Consider the following 20,551-nt stretch of genomic DNA (forward strand, 5'->3'; position numbering starts at 1 on the left):
AATAACATCAACTGTTCGTTGTTATCGCCCGGAGACCACCATGCCGCGAAAAATTATCGTCGTCACTGCTGCCTACGGCCACGAACGCCTTGCCGCCCTCGGTGGCCAGCAGGCGGTGCTGCCGATCATTGCTGAGGCAGGGGCCGACGGCGTCGAAATCCGCCGTGAACTGTTCACCGCCACACAGCTGGATTTTCTGTCGACCGTGGCCGGAGAAATTACCCAGCACGGGCTTGAGGCCTGTTACTCCGCGCCGGAGCCGCTGTTCACGGGCGACGGCAAGCTAAACCCGCTGATCCCTTCGCTTCTGCAGGAAGCCCACCAGCTAAACGCCCACTGGCTGAAGCTCTCTCTCGGGCAGTTCAACACTGTCCGGGCATTCGACACGCTAAAACGGTGGCTCAGCGAAAGCACCGTAGCGCTTGTGGTGGAAAACGACCAAACCGACAGCGGCAAACTCGCGCCGATGCAGCGCTTCCAGGCCGCCTGCGGCGTTCACAACCTGCCGGTGACGCTCACCTTCGATATGGCCAACTGGCTGTGGGTGGACGACTCTCCGCAGCAGGCCGCCCGCGCGCTGGCGCCTTCCGTGAGCTATATCCACGTCAAAACAGCGGTCGCCCAACATAACCGCTACCGCGCTGTGGCGCTGGATGACGCCAGTTCAGACTGGAAAGGGCTGCTGAATATGCTGCCACCCGATGCCCCGCGCGGTATTGAGTTTCCGCTGGAAGGGCGAAATCTGGTCGCGGTTACCCGGCATTACGTCAATCTTTTACGCGAGGAATAATCATGCATCAGCTCGATGTCATCACGATTGGTGAAGCGATGGCGATGTTTGTCGCCAGCGAAACTGGCGATCTTGCCGCCGCCGAGCATTTTGTGAAACGCGCGGCTGGCGCAGAGTTAAATGTCGCCACGGGGCTGGCTCGTCTGGGCCTGAACGTGGGCTGGGTCAGCCGCGTAGGCAACGACACCTTTGGCCGCTACGTACTGCAACAGCTGGCGAAAGAAAACATCGACAGCCGCGGTGTTACCGTCGACGAGCAGTACCGCACCGGTTTTCAGCTCAAATCCAAAGTCGAAGATGGAACCGATCCCATCGTGGAGTATTTCCGCAAAGACTCCGCCGCCAGCCACCTGTCGGTGGCCGATTTCAACGAGGAGTACTTCCTCTCGGCACGCCATCTGCATCTGAGCGGCGTGGCGGCGGCACTCTCAGATACATCTCTGGCGCTGCTGAACCACGCGGCCCGGACCATGAAACAGCAGGGCAAAACGCTTTCATTCGATCCGAATCTACGCCCGGTACTGTGGCGTAGCGAAGCCGAAATGGTGAAACAGCTTAATCAGCTGGCATTCCAGGCCGACTGGGTGCTGCCCGGCGTAAAAGAAGGCATTGTGCTGACCGGGCAAAACACGCCTGAGGGGATCGCCGATTTTTATCTGCATCAGGGCGTAAAAGTCGTGGTGCTAAAAACCGGCGCAGACGGCGCCTGGTATAAAACCGCAGACGGCGAGAAAGGCGCCGTCGTGGCGGTAAAAGTCGAAAACGTTGTGGACACCGTGGGAGCCGGAGACGGCTTTGCGGTCGGGGTGATCAGCGCCCTGCTGGAAGGGAAATCTTTGCATCAGGCCGTCAGCCGGGGCAACAAAATCGGCTCACTGGCGATACAGGTCATCGGTGACAGCGAAGGGCTACCGACCCGAAGCGCACTGGGCGAATAACGCCAAATCCATCGCTCTGTCCCCTACAAACAAAGCGATACGGTTAACCTCAAGATAGAGGCACTCTTATGAAAACCCCGACAATCGCGCCAAAGCGCTGGTGGTACATCATGCCTATCGTGTTTATCACGTATAGCCTGGCTTACCTCGACCGCGCCAATTTCAGCTTCGCTTCCGCCGCAGGCATCAACGACGATCTCGGCATCACCAAAGGCATTTCATCGCTGCTGGGGGCGCTGTTTTTCCTCGGCTACTTCTTCTTCCAGATCCCAGGGGCGATGTACGCCGAGCGCCGCAGCGTGCGTAAGCTTATCTTCGTCTGCCTGATTCTGTGGGGCGGCTGCGCCTCGCTGACCGGCGTGGTGAGCAACATTCCAATGCTGGCCGCCATCCGCTTTGTCCTCGGCGTGGTTGAAGCGGCGGTGATGCCAGCGATGCTGATTTATATCAGCAACTGGTTTACCAAATCCGAACGCTCCCGCGCCAATACCTTCCTGATCCTCGGCAACCCGGTCACCGTGCTGTGGATGTCGGTCGTTTCCGGCTACCTGATTCAAGCGTTCGGCTGGCGTGAAATGTTTATCATCGAAGGGATCCCGGCGGTTATCTGGGCGTTTGCCTGGTGGATGCTGGTAAAAGATAAACCGGCTCAGGTGGGCTGGCTGTCCGACAGTGAAAAATCCGCTTTGCAGGCACAGCTACAAAAAGAGCAGGAAGGCATCAAAGCCGTGCGTAACTACAGTGAAGCCTTCCGGTCACGTAATGTGGTTATTCTGTGCATGCAGTATTTTGCCTGGAGCATCGGCGTGTATGGTTTCGTGCTGTGGCTGCCGTCGATTATCCGCAGTGCGGGCGCGGCAGGCATGGGAATGGTGGAGGTGGGCTGGCTCTCTTCCGTGCCTTATCTGGCCGCGACCATCGCGATGATCGCCGTCTCCTGGGCATCGGACAAAATGCAAAACCGAAAGCTGTTTGTCTGGCCGCTACTGCTGATTGGCGCCCTGGCGTTCCTCGGCTCGTGGCTGGTTGGCGCCAACCATTTCTGGGTGTCCTATACGCTACTGGTGATTGCCGGAGCCGCGATGTACGCCCCTTATGGTCCCTTCTTCGCCATTATCCCGGAGATGCTGCCGAAGAACGTTGCCGGCGGCGCGATGGCCTTAATTAACAGCATGGGCGCGCTGGGCTCCTTCGTCGGCTCCTGGTTTGTGGGCTACCTGAACGGCGCCACCGGCAGCCCGGCGGCGTCCTATGTCTTTATGGGGCTGGCGCTGCTCGCCTCGGTATGGCTTACTCTGATTGTGAAGCCTGCTAATCATCAACAAATCCCGTCCGGCGCACATCACGCCTGACCCCGCGCCGGGCGCTCTGTCGCCCGGTTCGCGTTTAACCGAAAACGGAGAATCTCATGAAGCCGTCCGTCATCCTCTACAAGGCGCTGCCTGACAACCTGCTGTCCCGCCTTGAAAGCCACTTTACCGTCACCCAGCTTGGAGATATCAGCCCGGAAACCGTGCAAGCGAACGCAGCGCTGTTTGCCAATGCGGAAGGTATCCTGGGCTCCGGCGGCAAAGTTGACGCTGCGTTTCTCGCGAATACGCCAAAGCTGCGTGCGGCTTCTACCGTCTCTGTCGGCTACGATAACTTCAATGTGGACGCCCTGAACGAACGCGGCGTTGTTCTGATGCACACCCCAACGGTGCTGACCGAAACCGTCGCCGACACCGCCATGGCGCTGATCCTGTCCAGCGCACGCCGCGTGGTGGAAGTCGCCGAGCGCGTGAAGGTGGGCGAATGGCAAAGCAGTATTGGCGCTGACTGGTTTGGTATCGACGTGCATCATAAAACGCTCGGTATTCTGGGCATGGGACGCATCGGCCTTGCCCTTGCGCAGCGGGCGCACTTCGGCTTCAGTATGCCAATTCTGTACAACGCCCGCCGCCAGCATAAAGAAGCGGAAGAGCGTTTCAACGCCCGCTATTGTGACCTGGACACCCTGCTGGCCGAGTCCGATTTCGTTTGTATTCTGCTGCCGCTAAGCGACGAAACCCGTCACCTGATTGGCGCAGAGCAAATGGCGAAAATGAAATCTTCAGCCATTTTAATCAACGTCGGGCGCGGTCCGGTGGTGGACGAGAAAGCGCTGATTCAGGCGCTGGAAGAGGGAAAAATTCACGGCGCCGGGCTGGATGTCTTCGAACAGGAGCCTCTGCCGCTGGACTCCCCGCTGCTCGGCATGCCAAATGTGGTGGCCCTGCCGCACATCGGTTCCGCCACCCATGAAACCCGCTACGGCATGGCGGAATGCGCAGTGGAAAACCTGATTACCGCGCTGACCGGTAAAGTGGAAGTGAACTGCGTGAATCCGCAGGTGCTGAAATAGCTCTGCGTCAACACCCATAAAAAAGCGGAGTCGCCGTGAAGCGCTCCGCTTTTTCTTAGTGCATAAAACTTACTGCGTAGCAGTCTGCGCTGCGGCCCAGGCCTGAGTAAATGCCTGGTGCTGAGCGGACAACGGGCCAATCAGCGAGTTGTACTGACTTGCCTGCTGAGAAGTCGGGAACTGAATCCCACCGTTAGCAAAACCAACCTGAGTTCCCTGCTGCGCGATAAAATCACCCACCTGCACCAGCTGCTGGGTCAGGGTCTGCGCGGCTGGGATCAGCGGCGCCATGGCGTTCGCCGGGCCGGTGACGACTTTCTGGTAAACCTGATAGTAAACGGTTTTCAGATCGTCAGGCTGCTTCAGCGCGGCAAGCGCACCGTCGGCCTGCATCTTGGCATTTTGAACCTGCTGACCTAAAACGTTCAGAGAACCGTTAGCCTGGCGCAGCGCGTCGCGCTGAGTCATGTAATCCTGCGGAGCGCGGATGCTGTTCACACTATCCACAACCGGCTTCATGCCTTCGTCCATGGCCTGGCTCACCTGCTGGGAGAAGCCGTACAGAATGGCGTAGTCAGAGACCAGCGGGCCAAACTGTTTTTTCTGATCGGACGTCAGCGTCGGCAGGCGGTCGCCGCTACGCATAGCCGTGTTTTGCAGAAAATCGATGAACGCCTTACGCTGATCGCCTTCTTTATCGAAGCAACCACTCAGGCTCACCACCATTAATAACGCCGCCAGCGGCGCAAACCAGCGAGACCAGGACTTACCTGTCGCCATCATTTCTACTCCTGTCACCAATGCACTACCTGGCAAATTGCCACCCAATAACGATGCTAAGAATAGTCCAACAGCCCTTCGCAAGATACCCTTTCGCAATAATCTCTTTCCGCACTGAGCGGGGTTTTACCTTGATTATCCCCAGTCACAGCCAGACGCTGGTTGAGCCAGAACAAAGGCCATGCTTTTAATATGGAATAACGATCAAACTAAAAATAAAGCGGCCAATAATCTGGCCGTCTGGTAGATAAGGGGATACTACGTGAAACGCAACCGCGTCTGAAATACATATCAGAAACTGTAGCTGGCACTCACAAAACTCAGTCCGGCCACTTTCTTTTCAACAATGGGGCTTTTGGCAGCGTCGCCCACTAATGCCGTGACACCTGCTCCAGCCTGTAACGCTATATTTTGAGTCCACTCATAATTAAGCGCCGCGCTAAATGTGACATCTTTAAAACCGCTGCCAGGCCGCCAGGTAGAAAAAGCCGTGCGCTGTGCCTGTTCAGGCGTCACACCAAAATAGCCGCGTTGATAGCCGCTGTTTGCCCATGTTGTGGAGAGGTTGGTTTGTAGAGAAAACTGATCATTAAGAGGCGTGATGGTACCAACGCCAAGCTCAGCCAGTAACGTACGTCCCAAATCCTCTCCGCCATAGTGCCTTTTCTTTGTTGCCTGCAATGCTTTTATATAGGTACGGAAAGGGTCAAGCTGGTAACTCAGCTCCACACCCGCCTGCAATGTGCCCCCTAAATCACCCATTCCCTTAAGCGTTTTGTCCCGTCCATCAAGTGTTTTAATCACCTCATCTCGCCCGGAGTCGTAATCAAGCAAAAGCGCTACACCAAACGGTTCATCCAACGGCAGAGCCCAGCTCAGGCCATTATTCCCCAGACTCACGCTCCCCCAATCTCCGTGGCCATAACCCACATTAATGTCGTAAATCGCGGTTGGTCGGTATTTATCTGCCCCCTGATAAGCCGGTGCAAACGCAACGCCGCCGCCCAGAGTTAAAAACGCTTTGCCGTCTTCCGCCTGGGAAACAAAAGGCAGTAAAAGGAGTAATATCGATGTCGAGATTGCCAGAGATTTTTTCAAAATAATCATCCTTTATTTAAAAAATATTTAGGTATTAGAAAATTAAAGCCATTGATTTTCATATAAAAAATAAATATTTATGCTTTTAATAAAAAGACCGAACAACAACGACAGTGAAACGCATCATTAATAAACGAAAGCAAAACAAAAATCACAATTAATTCGTTAGACATCTAATCAATAACAGCCAATCTATTTTCATTCAGGATATTTAAATAATAATTGCCGGGTTATTTATTAATATGAGTTCATTAGACAGTCCAGAAAAATTTCATCTCCCGTTGGTGCCACAGCCAGCCTCAGCCCCTGCCATAGCGCCGGAGAACGCATAACTATTTACATTTTTATACTAACTCCTCCTACCCACCGGATTTTCAAGCGCTTACTTCGACTCAGTATTCAGCTGAAACGCATAAGCATTTTTCTCAGCACGTTTAGCCACTAACGTGATCCCACGCACGCTTTAAATCCAGCTACAGTTAATAAGCTTCTTTGCGTTCACGTTCTCGCTGTGTGATTTATGAGGAGTTCTCAATGGAATATAAAGATCCAATAATTGAGCTGCTTAGCAGTCTTGAGCAGATTGTTTTTAAAGATAATCAGGCCGTTAGCCTGAGTCAGAAACCCAGCGCCTTCTCGGAGTTTGAGCAGCTACGTAAAAGCACCGGACTAAAAATCGATGATTTTGCTCAGGCGATGGGGGTTAGCGTGACGATGGTGCAGGAATGGGAGTCCAGACGACTCAAGCCCTCCGTCACCGAACTGAAATTAATGCGTCTGATTCAGGCCAACCCAGGCCTCAGTAAGCAGTTAATAAGCTAGAAAACCGTTGTGTCGAAAGAAAACAACCCCGCCGTGATGCGGGGTTTGTCATTCTGTCCCTGGCAACATCGTGATGGGTACTAAAGAAAATCAGCACCTGCTGCCAAAATCACTGTCCTCACTCACCCCACGAATCATCCGGGTTAGCTCTTCGCAGCGATGAATTTTACTCGCCTGTAAAGTAAATCGGGCAAACACTTCAAATTCGCTCCATTCACCCTGATTTTTCTCGACTTTTACAAAGTGATGCGTAAATACGGTATCTCCTTCAGCAACAACTGCTTTGACCAATAGGTGCATTTGCTGGGTCTGCGCTTTTAGCGTGCTCATATGATTAATGAACTCATCATAGCTCAGTGATTTGCCATCGACGATTTGCCGGTAATCCGGAGCAAAGTACCGTGCAATTTTGTTTTCATCATGTTCGGGGCAACAAATTATTTCCTGTAAGGCGTCAATAACGCTTTGGCTTTGTGATTTCATAGAAAGCTCCTTTTGTTGGAGACACCAGTCTACGAAGTATTAATAAATGGCTATTATCCGTATCTGGACAATTTATACGGTTAACTGGCCATATGGTAAAAACACAAAAAATTGATTATTTAGGACAGCACTCAACGCCCTGGCACAAACATACCTCGGGACAACTTTATTGGCTTGAGCAGGGCGTGATGGTGATTGAAACGCAGCAAGCGCAGTGGCACGTTACCGCCGGCACTCTGGGGTGGTTTCCCTCTGGAATAGAACACAGCGCCTGGTTCCCTGGCAGGGTAAAAGGAAGCAGCCTTTATCTCTCCCCAACCTCCAGTGCCTTATTCCCCATTGTGCCAGGGATTTATGGAGCGGATCATTTCGTGTTTGCGCTCCTGGCACGCTTAGAACTTAATGCTAACCAATCTCCGTCATCAGAATATTTATGTAGCCTTCTCACACTCCTGGGCCATGAAATCAACCAGCTCCCGCAATGGCCCCTGGAACTCACTTTGCCCTCCGATCGCCGGGCACGTAACGTTGCAGAGGAATTATTGAAATACCCCGCTACCCGCCTCGACCAGGCACAGCTTGCTCAACAATGGGGGCTGAGCGTCAGAAATCTTAGCCGTTTGTTCAACCAGCAAACCGGCTTGAGTTTCAGCCAGTGGCGGCAACAGGCAAAAATAATCTCTTCACTTCAATGGATAACTGCGGGTTTACCCATCAGTGAAGTCGCCGAGCTAAGCGGCTACAGCAATATCAGCGCTTACATCGAGGCGTTCCGTTTGAGATTTGGCAAGACGCCGGGGCAATTTAAGGTGTCATCCTGCCCGCCATCAGCAGGATGAATCATGCATATTTGCGGCGGCGGAATTTGAAGGCATATGCTTTCGAAAACCGCCACCAGGGGTGAACGAGCAAAGGACTGGCAATCAAAAATTCAGAACGTTTCCCAGTTTGCATCAGAGGCCGAGGCCGTTTGCGGTTTTAAGGTAGCCGCTTGAGGACGGAGTTTTTCCTGCATCGGCTCTACACGACGCCCGCCGGATTGCTGAAGCTGGAACACCGCCACCGCCAGGCGTAGCTCGCTCGCCTGGTCTTCCAAAGCCGCAGCGGCAGAAGCGGACTCTTCCACCAGTGAGGCGTTCTGCTGGGTCACGCTATCCATCTCAGATACCGCCTGCGCCACCTGCTCAATGCCTTTGCTTTGCTCTTCAGAGGCCGACGCAATTTCGCCCATGATGTCAGTCACACGGGTGACCGCCGAAACGATCTCTTTCATAGTGGCGCCCGCTTCACGAACCTGACTGGAGCCTGTATCAATGCGCGACACCGAGTTTTCAATCAGCACTTTAATTTCTTTCGCTGCCTGCGCGCTGCGGCTGGCCAGCGTTCTGACTTCTCCCGCAACCACGGCAAACCCACGCCCTTGTTCACCCGCTCTGGCAGCTTCTACCGCAGCGTTCAGCGCCAGAATATTGGTCTGGAAGGCAATGCTATCGATAACGCTGGTGATATCCACGATTTTGCCGGAGCTTTCGGCGATTTCGTTCATGGTGCTGACCACGCTATCCACCACGCGTCCGCCTTTCTGCGCGGTTTCGGAGGCGTTTTTCGCCAGACCGGTGGCCTGACGAGCGTTATCGGTGTTCTGCTTCACGGTCGCGGTCAGTTGCTCCATGCTGGCCGCCGTTTCTTCCAGCGCTGCCGCCTGCTGCTCAGTACGGGAAGAAAGATCGCTGCTGCCGGCAGAGATTTCGCTGGCACCGGTGTAAATAGAATCCGCATTGTCGCGCACCACGCTCACGGTCTTCGCCAGCGACTGCTGCATGGTTTTAAGCCCGGCAGACAGGCGGCTCATTTCGCTGCGCCCTTCGGCGTCGATCGCACGGGTTAAATCCCCCTCGGAGATCGCCTGAATATGCCCCATCACGTTTTTTAGCGGACGCAGCAGCACGCGCTGCAGGCCCAGCCAGATAACCACCAGCGCCGCGATGACAATCAGTAAAATGGTACCCAGCGTCCAGAGCATACCGGTGTAGCTACTTTGATTGTGTTCGCTGGCGGCCTTCAACAGCCGGGTGTTCTGCGTCAGCCACTGGCTATAAACGGCTTTGAAATCGTCCTGAGCCTGCTGGGCGTCGAGATTACCATAAGCCTGGTAGTTATCGGCCTTCAGAAACTCAATGGACTGGGCCATAACGTCGTGCATTTGCTTGAAGCTGGCCGCCGCTTTGTCGTCGAGGGCTTTATCCTGGCCCGGCACATCATCGGAATCCATGTAGCTGGAGAATTGTTTTTGCGCGTCGGCCAGCAGCACACCGGCATTCGCCAGCAGCTTGTTCATCGCCTCCAGCGAGGCAGGATCGCGCTGATTTTTCAGCACGCGAATCGCCACGCGGTTGATGGTGACGCGAGTTTCAACCAGCGTCTGGAAGCTGCCGCCCAGCTGCTGCTGCTGGTAGTTCAGCAGGCCGGTATTCTGGAAGTTCAGGCGATCGCTGCTGACGGAGGAGTAGTACAGAGCCCCGGTCACCAGCAAGAGCACGCTGAAGATCCCCAGCGTGGTGACGATTCCGGTGATAACTTTGATATTTTTCATAGCGCCCAACGTTCCTGAGGTAATGGCCGATATGAGATATATCGGTTCGGCGCAGATTTCCCTTACCGCCCCTGGCGGGACTTTTTGTTAATTCATTGATATTTGAAAGTAAAAAAATTAATAAAATTAATAAAAAAACCCGCCGAAGCGGGTTTTGGGATTTCTTCACAACACAACGCAATTACTGCAGCAGGGAGATGTCCGCCACCTGCAGGAACAGCTCACGCAGCTTGGTCAGCAGCGTCAGGCGGTTAATACGCAGATCTTTGTCTTCCGCGTTTACCATCACCTTGTCGAAGAACTCATCCACCGGCTCGCGCAGGTTGGCCAGCTCTTCCAGGGCTTCCTGGTAACGGCCTTCGGCGAAGTACGGCTGCAGTTTATCGCGCAGCACGACGACGTTAGTCGCCAGGCGAATTTCTTCGGCTTCTTTCAGCACGGTGGCCTGCACGGAGTCGTTCAGCACTTCGTCAGACTTGGCAAGAATGTTGGAAACACGCTTGTTAGCCGCAGCCAGGGACGCCGCCGCTTCCAGAGTACGGAAGTGGGAAACCGCCTTCATGCGGGCATCGAAATCAGCCGGTTTGGTTGGACGACGCGCCAGTACCGCCTGGATGGTGTCAACCGCATGGCCTTCTTCCTGATACCAGGTGCGGAAGCGACCCAGCATAAAGTCGATAACCTCATCCACCACGTTGGTGTTGGTCAGCTTGCTGCCGTAGAGGCGAACCGCTTCTTCGGTCAGGGTCTGCAGATCCAGCGGCAGGTTTTTCTCAACGATAATACGCAGCACGCCCAGCGCGGCACGGCGCAGTGCGAACGGGTCTTTATCGCCTTTCGGATGCTGGCCAATGCCGAAGATGCCCGCAAGGGTGTCCATCTTGTCGGCAATCGCCACCGCACAGGCCACCAGGTTAGACGGCAGAGCATCACCCGCAAAGCGTGGCTGGTACTGCTCGTTCAGCGCAACCGCAACATCTTCCGCTTCGCCGTCGTGGCGCGCGTAGTGCATGCCCATCACGCCCTGGGTGTCGGTAAACTCGAACACCATGTTGGTCATCAGGTCACACTTGGACAGCAGGCCAGCGCGGGTCGCGTGGTTCACGTCGGCGCCAATCTGGCCCGCAATCCAGCCGGAAAGGGCTTCGATACGGTTGGTTTTGTCGCGCAGGGTACCCAGTTCTTTCTGGAACAATACGGTTTCCAGACGCGGCAGGTTATCTTCCAGACGTTTTTTGCGGTCGGTGTTGAAGAAGAACTCGGCATCTGCGAGGCGCGGGCGAACCACCTTCTCGTTACCGGAGATGATCTGCACCGGGTCTTTGGACTCGATGTTCGCTACGAAGATGAAGTTCGGCAGCAGTTTGCCGTCAGCCGCGTAGACCGGGAAGTACTTCTGGTCACCCTTCATGGTGTAAACCAGCGCTTCGGCAGGCACGGCCAGGAATTTCTCTTCGAACTTCGCGGTCAGCACCACCGGCCATTCCACCAGCGAGGTAACTTCTTCCAGCAGGCTTTCGCTCAGGTCAGCCTGACCGCCGATTTTACGGGCAGCTTCTTCGGCATCACGTTTGATGACGGCTTTACGCGCTTCGTAATCAGCAATGACCTTCCCGCGCTCCAGCAGGATCTGCGGGTACTGGTCGGCATTGTCGATGGTGAATTCCGGCTCGCCCATAAAGCGGTGGCCGCGAATGACGCGGGCCGACTGAATGCCCAGAATAGTGGCAGGGATCAGTTCGTCACCCAGCAGCAGCGTCACGGTATGAATCGGGCGCACGAACTGGATATCGGACGCGCCCCAGCGCATCAGCTTAGGAATCGGCAGCTTCGCCAGAGAAGTGGCAATCATGTTCGGCAGCAGAGCCTGCACGCTTTCGCCCTTCACGTGGGCGCGGTACATCAGCCACTCGCCTTTGTCGGTAGCCAGACGCTCGGCCTGGTCAACGGTGATCCCGCAGCCACGAGCCCAGCCTTCGGCGGCTTTGCTTGGTTTGCCTTCAGCATCGAACGCCGCAGACACCGCAGGGCCGCGTTTTTCAACTTCGCGATCCGGCTGTGAAGCCGCCAGATTTGCGATTTTCAGCGCCAGGCGACGCGGGGCAGCAAACCATTTTACTTCGCCGTGGGCGATATTGGCCGCATCCAGCTCGGCGGTAACATTGGCAGCGAAGGATTCAGCCAGGCTGCGCAGGGCTTTTGGTGGCAGCTCTTCAGTGCCGATCTCCACCAGAAAAGTTTTTTCAGACATGGCGGCCTCTTAGTTTTTCTTATTGCACATCGGGAAGCCAAGCGCTTCACGAGAAGCGTAGTAGGCTTCGGCCACGGCTTTGGTCAGGGTGCGAATGCGCAGAATGTAGCGCTGGCGCTCGGTCACGGAAATGGCCTTGCGCGCATCCAGCAGGTTAAAGCTGTGAGCGGCTTTCAGAATACGTTCGTAGGCCGGGAGCGGCAGCGGAGTTTCCAGCGCCAGCAGCTGCTGCGCTTCTTTCTCGTACTGCTCGAAGCAGGTGAACAGGAAGTCCACGTCGGCGTATTCGAAGTTATAGGTGGACTGCTCCACTTCGTTCTGGTGAAACACGTCGCCGTAGGTGGTTTTCCCCAGCGGGCCGTCGCTCCACACGAGGTCGTAAACGCTGTCTACGCCCTGAATGTACATGGCCAGGCGCTCTAAACCGTAGGTGATTTCGCCGGTTACCGGCTTACACTCCAGGCCGCCAACCTGCTGGAAGTAGGTGAACTGCGTTACTTCCATGCCGTTGAGCCAGACTTCCCAGCCCAGGCCCCACGCGCCAAGCGTTGGGTTTTCCCAGTTATCTTCCACGAAACGAATGTCATGGATCTCCGGATCCATACCCAGCTCTTTCAGCGACCCGAGGTACAGCTCCTGAATGTTGTCCGGAGAAGGCTTAATCACTACCTGGAACTGGTAGTAGTGCTGTAAACGGTTCGGGTTTTCGCCGTAGCGGCCATCGGTAGGACGGCGGGACGGCTGCACATAAGCGGTGGCCATTGGCTCCGGCCCTAAGGCACGCAGGCAGGTCATCGGGTGAGAGGTGCCTGCGCCCACTTCCATGTCCAAAGGTTGAACAATGGTGCAGCCCTGGCGAGCCCAGTAGTCCTGTAAAGTCAGGATCAGGCCTTGAAAGGTCTTGGTATCAAACTTTTGCATGTTGAATTCGCACGCGTTCGGTGGATTTAAGAGAAGCGGCCAGTATATACGCAAACGCGGTCGAGTTGTATCAACACGGCAACGGAACGGCCGTGAGGGAGAAAGGCGTCAGGTTGTTGCGCGTTGGTTGAAGTTTTCGCGGCTGGAAAGGTGTGAAAATTGACCAGTTTCGTCAAATGAACAGGTAAACCCCTCTTTGCGGGCGGTACTACCCATCATTTCGTAGCTGGCCTGATACTGCTTGAAGTCTGACAGATCAATGCGCTGCGGCTGGGTGTTGTAGCGATAAGCGGCCTGATTTTTACAGGCAAGCTCCATCGCTTCGGTGTGAACCACCGGGCGCAACTTCTGCGCGGCCTGGCCTTCCTGCGGCGTCGAACTGCAGGCGCTGAGCATTAACGCCAGAAAAGCGCTTAAGAGGAGCCTATTTTTTCTTTCTGCCATCATCATTCGCTACCAGTACGTTAAACTCGGTTTCTTATATCAACTCCTCGTGCAGCAGGCATTTTGCGAAGCCGCCACGGGGATAGCAAGATGCGCCGGGCAAACTCAGATATTTCCGGACACGGGTAAGCAAGCGGGTTCAGAGGGACGAATGCAGCAAAAAATAAACTGGATAGACAACCTTCGGGGCATCGCCTGCCTGATGGTGGTCATGATCCACACCACAACCTGGTACATCACGAATCCACATACCGTCACCGCGTTTAGCTGGGACTTTTCAAACGTTCTGAACTCGGCTTCTCGCGTCAGCGTCCCGCTGTTTTTCATGATTTCCGGCTACCTGTTTTTTGGTGAGCGCAGCGCGCAGCAGCGCCATTTTCTGCGGATAGCCAGCTGCCTGCTGTTTTATAGCGCCATTGCGCTGCTGTATATCTGGCTGTTTACCCCTATCAGCACCGGCCTTGCCCTACGTTACATTCTGGTCAAGCCAGTGTTCTATCACCTGTGGTTCTTCTTCGCGATCATGGTGATTTACCTGCTTTCACCGCTGATACAGGTGAAGAAAGTCAGTGCCGTGACAATTCTGGGGCTGATGGTGCTGCTCGGCGTGGTGGCCAACCCCAACACGGTACCGCAGACGGTGGGCAACATGCGCTGGCTGCCCGTTAACCTCTACATCAACGGCGACACCTTCTATTACGTGCTTTACGGGCTGCTTGGCCGGGCGATTGGGATGCTAGATACCCAAAGAAAAGGGGTCAGCGGCATGGCGGGCGGTCTGTTTGTGATTTGCGTCATCTCTATTGCGCTGGGCACGCATCGGCAGTTGGAAATTAACAAAAACTTCGCCGAAACCTTCTACGTCTACTGCGGCCCGCTGGTGTTTATCGCCGCCATCAGCCTGCTGGTCATCGCCAAAAACTGCCTGAACCAGCGCCCGCTGCCCGGCCTGACGTTTATCTCGCGCTACTCGCTGGGCATTTACGGGTTTCATGCGCTGATTATCCATTACCTGCGTACCCATAATATCGAGCTGCCCCACTGGCCGGTGCTGGATATTCTGTGGATCTTCGGCGCGGCGCTGGCGGGAAGCCTGCTGCTGGCCGTTGGGGTGGGAAAACTCGACCGCAAAAAACTGGTGAGTTAAGCGCCACGAACTCTGTTCCGCGCCCGATGAAGCTGGCGCGGAGAGGAGAACCCGGCGGCGCTGGCCGCCTGTTCCATGCGCTGCCCCTGCTGCAGCCGCTGTTCCGCCACCGCCAGCCGGAGCTGTTCCAGATAGTCGCGAACGGAAATACCCAGGTGATGCTGAAAAAGGCGGGATAAATGTCGGGGGCTGACGTGAACCCGGTCAGCAATTTCCGGGATCGGCCAGGCTGCCTCAGGCGCAGCCGAAAGCAGATCCTGAGCGCGATGAACCGCCGGGTGAATATGATTCCGGTAGCGAAGCCAGGGCGAAAGCTGCGGGTCGTCGCCCGAGCGGCGGAACCAGACCACCATCTCTCTGGCAACATCGAGCGCCATCCGTGGGCCGCAGTAGCGGTTAATCAAATGCAAAGCGAGATCGATCCCCGACGTAATCCCTGCGCTGGTCCATATCCCGCGATCTTCCACAAAAATGCGGTTGTCTTTCACCTGCGCGCCTGGCGCAGCGGCTTTCAGTCTTTCAAGCACGTCATGGTGCGTTGTGCACTGAATGCCGTGCATCAAACCCGCACGGGCTGCCAGCAGCGCCCCGGAACAAACGCACATCAGATTAAGCTGCTGGCTGTGGATTTGCGGCTGCATCCGGGTTAACCAGCGCCGGACTTCTTCCGCCTGCGGCGTGGCAAAAAAGCGGTTTGAATCGCATACGCCGGGCAGCACCAGCAGACTCCCGGCGGGAAGGTTTTCAGGTAACGGCTGAATGCCGCTGAACGTCAGGCCAATAGAGGTTTCGACCTCAGGGTCCGGGCCAATGTAGTGCAGATCAAACGCGTTCTTTGCCAGCACCAGCGTTTCCGCCGGGCCGCTCAGATCGAGGGACAACACTCCCGGCAGCACCACAAACCAGACCCCTATACTCATTCCAGCGACTCCAGGCACTCGGCTACGGTTTGAATTTCGGCGAACCGCCCTGCCAGCACGGTTTCTGTGCGGTGCCGCAGGGTGGCGGCGTCCAGCGTAACCCCTTTCCAGGTCATCGGGAAGGTCAGCATGGCCTCGCTAACAAAAGAAACCCGGTAGCCCAGATCGGAAGCCACCCGCGTAGTGGTTTCGCAGCATTGCTCGGTGCGGATCCCACAGATGATCAGGTGGTTGATGTCTCGGGTACGGAGCCAATGATCCAGCCCGGTATCGGTAAACGCGTTGTGGACGTGTTTCTGAAAACTGACTGCAGGCTGGTGGCGTAAAAATGGCATCGGCGTAACAAACCCGGAGGCCAGCGAAAAGACATCGTCTTCATCCACATGGAAGATATCCACCACCGGCACGTCTTTCTGCTGGCAGCCCGCAATGAGCGCCAGCATCGCCTGCTGGAACGCCGGGACATCATCCTCCCGCCAGTAATCCCGGTGAAAGAAAGACTGCTGGGTATCAATATTGATCAGCGCTGCACGTGACATTTTCGGACTCCTTGTTGATGGGCTTAAAACCATTCTGACAAGGGATGTCACATATGCTAATACCAAAAACGGACAGGATAGTGTTGGTTTGAGACGATGAATGGCTCGCTGTACGTCCGGCATCTTCTTCAGCCACAGTTTATTCCCTCTCCCTGGAAGGGAGAGGGAATAAATCATGCCAACCTTAGCTTGTGATCCCCCTCGCCCCATTGAGGGGAGGAGCGAGGTGAGGGGAAAGTGATCGCGACACTCAGGACATCAGCGGCAGCAGCTGCTGATAAATCTGGTTAAATACCTGGCGGCGCCCGGCATAGCGCTGGTGGCGAGCCAAATCAGGCTGATGCCTTTGCTCCAGCGGCGGCTGGGGCAGCAGAGCTTGCAAAGACTGGCCAGGTGAGAGCGCAAGTTGCGCCAGACGTGCCGCCCCAAGCGCGGGCCCAACGTCGCCACCGGTGCGGTAATCCAGCACCTGTCCGCTGATATCCGCCAGCATTTGCCGCCAGTACGGGCTGCGCGCACCGCCGCCAATCAGCGTAATACTGGCTGGCGTAATGCCGCATTCGTGCACAACGTCCATCCCGTCCGCCAGCGCGTAGCCCACGCCTTCCAGCACCGCACGGGCAAGCTCGGCGGGGCCGTGCTGATGGGTTAGACCAAAAAAGGTGCCTTTAGCCTGCGGGTTATTATGCGGAGTACGCTCCCCGGAAAGATAAGGCAGGAACCAAACCACACCGGCGTCCTGATTTGCCTGTTCCGCCGCCGCCAGTAGAGCCGGTACGCTGCCGAGACCAGTGAGTTTAGCCGCCCAGTCAAGGCAGGAGGCCGCACTGAGCATCACCGACATCAAATGCCAGCGGTTGGGTAACGCATGGCAAAAACTGTGTACTGCACTTTCTGGCCTGCTGCGGAAGCCGTCGCTGACGGCAAAGTAAACCCCGGATGTCCCGAGCGAAAGCATTGCCTGTCCGGCATCAACCATGCCGACGCCGATAGCTCCAGCGGCATTGTCTCCCCCGCCCGCCACAACGGGCACAGCAGGCATTTTCCAGGCCTCTGCGACTTCTCGCGTTAGTACACCGGTTATTTCACTGCCCTCAAACAATTCAGGCATGTGCCGCCGGGATAGACGGCAGGCGTCGAGCATCGTGTCGCTCCAGTCGCGCTTCGCCACATCCAGCCACATCGTGCCTGCCGAATCGGACATGTCGCTGGCGAATTCTCCGGTCATTCTCAGACGCAGATAATCCTTCGGCAGCAGCACTGTATTGATTTGCGCAAAGATCTCCGGCTCATGACGCTCGACCCACAAAAGCTTAGGCGCGGTAAAGCCGGGCATCATCAGGTTGCCGGTTATCGCTCTTGCCTCTTCCACGTTGCTCTCCAGCAGCGCACATTCCTCGCCGCTGCGGCCATCGTTCCAAAGGATAGCCGGGCGGAGTACGCGCTGTTTGCTGTCCAGCAACGTTGCCCCATGCATCTGACCTGCAAGCCCAATCGCCTTTACACCGCTGAGCGAATGCTTCACGCCCAGCGCCCGCATCGCACGGTCCGTTGCCTGCCACCAGTGTTCGGGATCTTGCTCGGACCACAAGGAATGAGGCCTGGATACGGTCAGCGGCTCGCTGCATGTAGCCATCACCTCGCCCGCTTCATTGAGCAGGATCGCCTTCACGCCTGAGGTGCCAAGATCGATGCCGATATACATGGTAGCTCCTTAATATCGCGCCGCTTTTCAGCGGCGCAGGCAAGTTTAGTTATCGAACAAATAGTGGTTAATCAGGTTTTCCAGCCGCTCCTGATGCCCGCTTTGATGCTGCGGGGCCAGCTTGTGCTGCTCAGCGTACTGCGCCAGCTGCGTGAGCGATATCTGCCCTTTAAGAATTTGCTGGCCCAGCTCACTATTCCACCCGGCGTAGCGTTTGGCGACACGTTTATCAAGCTCGCCGTCTTCAACCATGCGGGCAGCCACTTTCAGCGCCAGCGCCATCGTATCCATGGCGCCGATATGACCATAGAACAGGTCATATTTGTCGGTACTCTGGCGGCGTACTTTGGCGTCGAAGTTCAGGCCACCTGTCGTGAACCCGCCAGCTTTCAGGATCTCGTACATCACCAGTGCATTTTCCTCGACGCTGTTCGGGAACTGATCGGTATCCCAGCCCAGCTGCGGATCGCCCCGGTTCGCATCCACCGAGCCAAAAATACCCAGTGCAATCGCGCTGGCGATTTCGTGGTGGAATGAGTGACCGGCGAGCGTCGCGTGGTTAGCCTCAATGTTTACCTTTATCTCTTTTTCGAGACCAAACTGCTTCAGGAAGCCGTAGACCGTCGCCACGTCGTAATCGTACTGATGCTTGGTCGGTTCCTGCGGCTTCGGTTCGATAAGCAACGTGCCGCGGAAGCCGATTTTATGCTTGTGCTCAACGACCATTTGCATAAAGCGTCCAATTTGCTCACGCTCCTGCCGCAGGTCGGTATTCAGCAGGGTTTCATACCCCTCACGCCCACCCCATAGCACATAGTTTTCCCCGCCCAGTTGATGCGTGGCGTTCATTGCCGTCACGACTTGCGTCGCCGCCCAGGTAAACACTTCGGGGTCGGGATTCGTTGCTGCCCCAGCGCCGTAGCGAGGGTGGGTAAAGCAGTTAGCCGTGCCCCACAACAGCTTCACGCCGCTGTCCTGCTGTTTTTGCGCCAGAACTTCCGTCATCTGTGCAAAATTGTTCAGGTATTCCTTAAGCGACGAGCCTTCCGGAGACACGTCAACATCATGAAAGCAGTAATACGGCACGCCCAGTTTCTGGAAAAACTCAAACGCCACGTCGGCCTTACGCTTCGCAAGCGTCATCGCGTCTCCGGCCTGCTGCCACGGGCGTTCGAAAGCACCCACGCCGAACATATCCGCGCCCGTCCAGCAGAATGTGTGCCAGTAGCAGGCAGCAAAACGCAGATGCTCTTCCATGCGTTTTCCAAGAATTAATGCATCCGGATTGTAGTGACGAAACGCCAGTGGGTTGGTGGTTTTAGGGCCTTCAAAACGCACGTGATCGAGTTGGTCGAAATAAGCTTGCATAGTTAACTCCGTCATCAGAAAAATGCGGCAGGATAGCTGGTCAGCTCATCCTGAATTTTCCCTGGCGGTTGCTCAATTACGTTATTTCACTCTGGGATTGAGAGAATACTCAAATGTGCGTCACCTCGCAAAAAATGAATAAAATAATAAATAAACCTCGCGTAACTGCTTCCATAAATTAGTGCAACAGACTAACCATTCAATATGAAATCAGATCGCCATCATAATTTTGCGATTAAACAAAAAAACATAACGCGAAGATAAAAATCAGTAATTGATGCTTTCTCCATGAACGATAACAATTCAAACTGTCTGCTGATATGAATCACTCTTTATTCCGATAAGCCACCTTCCCCTACAGGTAAATAACATGAAGATAAAGAACCTCTTAGTCACGCTATGCGCCTCACTTATCCTGACCAGCGTAAGCGGCATCGCAAAAGAAGTGAAAATCGGTATGGCGATTGACGACCTTCGCCTGGAGCGCTGGCAAAAAGATCGCGATATTTTTGTAAAAAAAGCGGAATCATTGGGGGCGAAAGTTTTTGTCCAGTCCGCCAATGGCAACGAAGAAACCCAGATGTCGCAAATTGAAAATATGATTAACCGCGGCGTTGATGTATTAGTGATTATCCCCTACAACGGCCAGGTATTAAGTAACGTGGTTGCAGAGGCTAAACGTGAAGGCATTAAAGTGCTCGCTTACGACCGCATGATTAATAATGCTGACATTGATTTTTATATTTCTTTCGACAATGAAAAAGTCGGTGAATTACAAGCAAAAAGCATCGTGAGTAAAGTGCCACAAGGGAATTATTTCTTAATGGGTGGCTCACCGGTGGATAATAATGCGAAATTATTCCGCGCCGGCCAGATGAAAGTATTAAAGCCTTATATCGATGATGGGAAAATTAAAGTCGTCGGGGATCAGTGGGTTGACGGCTGGCTGCCGGAAAACGCGCTGAAAATAATGGAAAACGCCCTGACGGCAAACAATAACAAGATTGATGCCGTTGTCGCATCCAACGACGCCACTGCGGGCGGCGCAATCCAGGCGCTTAGCGCGCAAGGGCTGGCGGGGAAAGTGGCTATTTCAGGCCAGGATGCCGATCTCGCGGGCATTAAGCGCATTATTGCCGGCACTCAAACAATGACCGTCTATAAACCTATTACCAAACTGGCAGATACCGCCGCTGAAATTGCCGTCGAGCTGGGTGAAGGCAAACAACCCGCCGCAGATGCCACATTAAATAATGGCTTGAAAGATGTTCCCTCCCGCCTCCTGACGCCTATTGAGGTGGAAAAAACCAATATCGACAGCACCGTTATTGCCGATGGTTTCCACAAAAAGAGCGATCTGTAGCCACCG

At 55.0% G+C, this 20,551-nt stretch carries 19 protein-coding genes; 8 read left to right on the forward strand and 11 right to left on the reverse strand.

What is annotated here, in order from left to right; all coding sequences use genetic code 11:
- Positions 1 to 40 precede the first annotated feature (40 nt).
- The 4 genes from LH86_RS04805 to ghrB all read left to right on the forward strand — a co-directional run bounded on the left by LH86_RS04805 (position 41) and on the right by ghrB (position 4,111).
- A complete protein-coding gene (locus LH86_RS04805; RefSeq protein ID WP_039298867.1) occupies positions 41 to 790 on the forward strand; it encodes a sugar phosphate isomerase/epimerase family protein in 750 nt (249 codons plus the stop codon).
- Between the two features lie 2 nt (positions 791 to 792).
- Positions 793 to 1,728 carry a sugar kinase gene (locus LH86_RS04810; protein ID WP_039298870.1) on the forward strand — a complete coding sequence of 312 codons (936 nt, stop codon included), beginning with the start codon at positions 793 to 795 and terminating at the stop codon, positions 1,726 to 1,728.
- Between the two features lie 68 nt (positions 1,729 to 1,796).
- Positions 1,797 to 3,080, forward strand: a complete 1,284-nt coding sequence (locus LH86_RS04815) for an MFS transporter (RefSeq protein ID WP_039298872.1) — start codon at positions 1,797 to 1,799, stop codon at positions 3,078 to 3,080.
- A 56-nt stretch (positions 3,081 to 3,136) separates the two neighbouring features.
- On the forward strand, positions 3,137 to 4,111 hold the full coding sequence (gene ghrB / locus LH86_RS04820) for a glyoxylate/hydroxypyruvate reductase GhrB (RefSeq protein ID WP_039298876.1): 975 nt from the start codon (positions 3,137 to 3,139) through the stop codon (positions 4,109 to 4,111).
- A 69-nt stretch (positions 4,112 to 4,180) separates the two neighbouring features.
- Here the strand turns inward: ghrB and LH86_RS04825 are convergent, their stop codons facing one another.
- Both LH86_RS04825 and LH86_RS04830 read right to left on the reverse strand, forming a co-directional pair.
- Positions 4,181 to 4,891, reverse strand: a complete 711-nt coding sequence (locus tag LH86_RS04825) for a DUF3053 domain-containing protein (RefSeq protein WP_039296391.1) — start codon at positions 4,889 to 4,891, stop codon at positions 4,181 to 4,183.
- Between the two features lie 291 nt (positions 4,892 to 5,182).
- A complete protein-coding gene (locus LH86_RS04830) occupies positions 5,183 to 5,998 on the reverse strand; it encodes a MipA/OmpV family protein (protein ID WP_156107009.1) in 816 nt (271 codons plus the stop codon).
- Between the two features lie 525 nt (positions 5,999 to 6,523).
- Between LH86_RS04830 and LH86_RS04835 the strand changes: the two genes are divergently transcribed.
- The gene (locus tag LH86_RS04835; protein ID WP_039298882.1) at positions 6,524 to 6,811 is read left to right on the forward strand and encodes an HTH-type transcriptional regulator; all 288 of its coding nucleotides are present in this window, start codon (positions 6,524 to 6,526) and stop codon (positions 6,809 to 6,811) included.
- 90 nt (positions 6,812 to 6,901) lie between these two features.
- On the opposite strand, the gene LH86_RS04840 is transcribed toward LH86_RS04835, so the two are convergent.
- Positions 6,902 to 7,294 (reverse strand): nuclear transport factor 2 family protein, encoded by a 393-nt coding sequence (locus LH86_RS04840; protein WP_039298885.1) that lies wholly within the window; start codon positions 7,292 to 7,294, stop codon positions 6,902 to 6,904.
- A 92-nt stretch (positions 7,295 to 7,386) separates the two neighbouring features.
- Here LH86_RS04840 and LH86_RS04845 point away from each other — a divergent pair, with 92 nt between their 5' ends.
- Positions 7,387 to 8,133, forward strand: coding sequence for a helix-turn-helix domain-containing protein (locus tag LH86_RS04845; protein WP_039298886.1), 747 nt, complete (start codon positions 7,387 to 7,389; stop codon positions 8,131 to 8,133).
- A gap of 92 nt (positions 8,134 to 8,225) precedes the next feature.
- Here the strand turns inward: LH86_RS04845 and tcp are convergent, their stop codons facing one another.
- From tcp to LH86_RS04865, 4 genes are all read right to left on the reverse strand, one after another.
- Positions 8,226 to 9,887 (reverse strand): methyl-accepting chemotaxis citrate transducer, encoded by a 1,662-nt coding sequence (gene tcp, locus LH86_RS04850; RefSeq protein ID WP_039298889.1) that lies wholly within the window; start codon positions 9,885 to 9,887, stop codon positions 8,226 to 8,228.
- A 181-nt stretch (positions 9,888 to 10,068) separates the two neighbouring features.
- Entirely contained in the window at positions 10,069 to 12,138 is a 2,070-nt protein-coding gene (gene glyS, locus LH86_RS04855; RefSeq protein ID WP_039298892.1) for a glycine--tRNA ligase subunit beta, read from the reverse strand.
- A 9-nt stretch (positions 12,139 to 12,147) separates the two neighbouring features.
- Entirely contained in the window at positions 12,148 to 13,059 is a 912-nt protein-coding gene (gene glyQ / locus LH86_RS04860; RefSeq protein ID WP_039298895.1) for a glycine--tRNA ligase subunit alpha, read from the reverse strand.
- A gap of 108 nt (positions 13,060 to 13,167) precedes the next feature.
- The gene (locus LH86_RS04865) at positions 13,168 to 13,506 is read right to left on the reverse strand and encodes a YsaB family lipoprotein (RefSeq protein ID WP_081943043.1); all 339 of its coding nucleotides are present in this window, start codon (positions 13,504 to 13,506) and stop codon (positions 13,168 to 13,170) included.
- A 148-nt stretch (positions 13,507 to 13,654) separates the two neighbouring features.
- Between LH86_RS04865 and LH86_RS04870 the strand changes: the two genes are divergently transcribed.
- Positions 13,655 to 14,650 carry an acyltransferase gene (locus tag LH86_RS04870; protein WP_039298898.1) on the forward strand — a complete coding sequence of 332 codons (996 nt, stop codon included), beginning with the start codon at positions 13,655 to 13,657 and terminating at the stop codon, positions 14,648 to 14,650.
- Here LH86_RS04870 and LH86_RS04875 read toward each other — a convergent pair.
- The 4 genes from LH86_RS04875 to xylA all read right to left on the reverse strand — a co-directional run bounded on the left by LH86_RS04875 (position 14,647) and on the right by xylA (position 19,182).
- Complete coding sequence (locus LH86_RS04875) at positions 14,647 to 15,570, reverse strand: GlxA family transcriptional regulator (RefSeq protein ID WP_039298901.1); 924 nt, start codon at positions 15,568 to 15,570, stop codon at positions 14,647 to 14,649. The genes LH86_RS04870 and LH86_RS04875 overlap by 4 nt on opposite strands.
- Positions 15,567 to 16,109 (reverse strand): isochorismatase family protein, encoded by a 543-nt coding sequence (locus LH86_RS04880; RefSeq protein ID WP_039298904.1) that lies wholly within the window; start codon positions 16,107 to 16,109, stop codon positions 15,567 to 15,569. Before LH86_RS04880 ends, LH86_RS04875 begins: the two co-directional genes overlap by 4 nt.
- 250 nt (positions 16,110 to 16,359) lie before the next feature.
- Positions 16,360 to 17,814 (reverse strand): xylulokinase, encoded by a 1,455-nt coding sequence (gene xylB / locus LH86_RS04885; RefSeq protein WP_039298907.1) that lies wholly within the window; start codon positions 17,812 to 17,814, stop codon positions 16,360 to 16,362.
- Positions 17,815 to 17,859: 45 nt separating this feature from the next.
- Positions 17,860 to 19,182, reverse strand: a complete 1,323-nt coding sequence (xylA, locus tag LH86_RS04890; protein ID WP_039298910.1) for a xylose isomerase — start codon at positions 19,180 to 19,182, stop codon at positions 17,860 to 17,862.
- A gap of 370 nt (positions 19,183 to 19,552) precedes the next feature.
- Between xylA and xylF the strand changes: the two genes are divergently transcribed.
- Positions 19,553 to 20,545 carry a D-xylose ABC transporter substrate-binding protein gene (gene xylF, locus LH86_RS04895; RefSeq protein ID WP_039298913.1) on the forward strand — a complete coding sequence of 331 codons (993 nt, stop codon included), beginning with the start codon at positions 19,553 to 19,555 and terminating at the stop codon, positions 20,543 to 20,545.
- The last annotated feature ends 6 nt before the right edge of the window (positions 20,546 to 20,551 follow it).

Source organism: Cedecea neteri (assembly GCF_000758325.1).
GTDB lineage: Bacteria > Pseudomonadota > Gammaproteobacteria > Enterobacterales > Enterobacteriaceae > Cedecea > Cedecea neteri_B.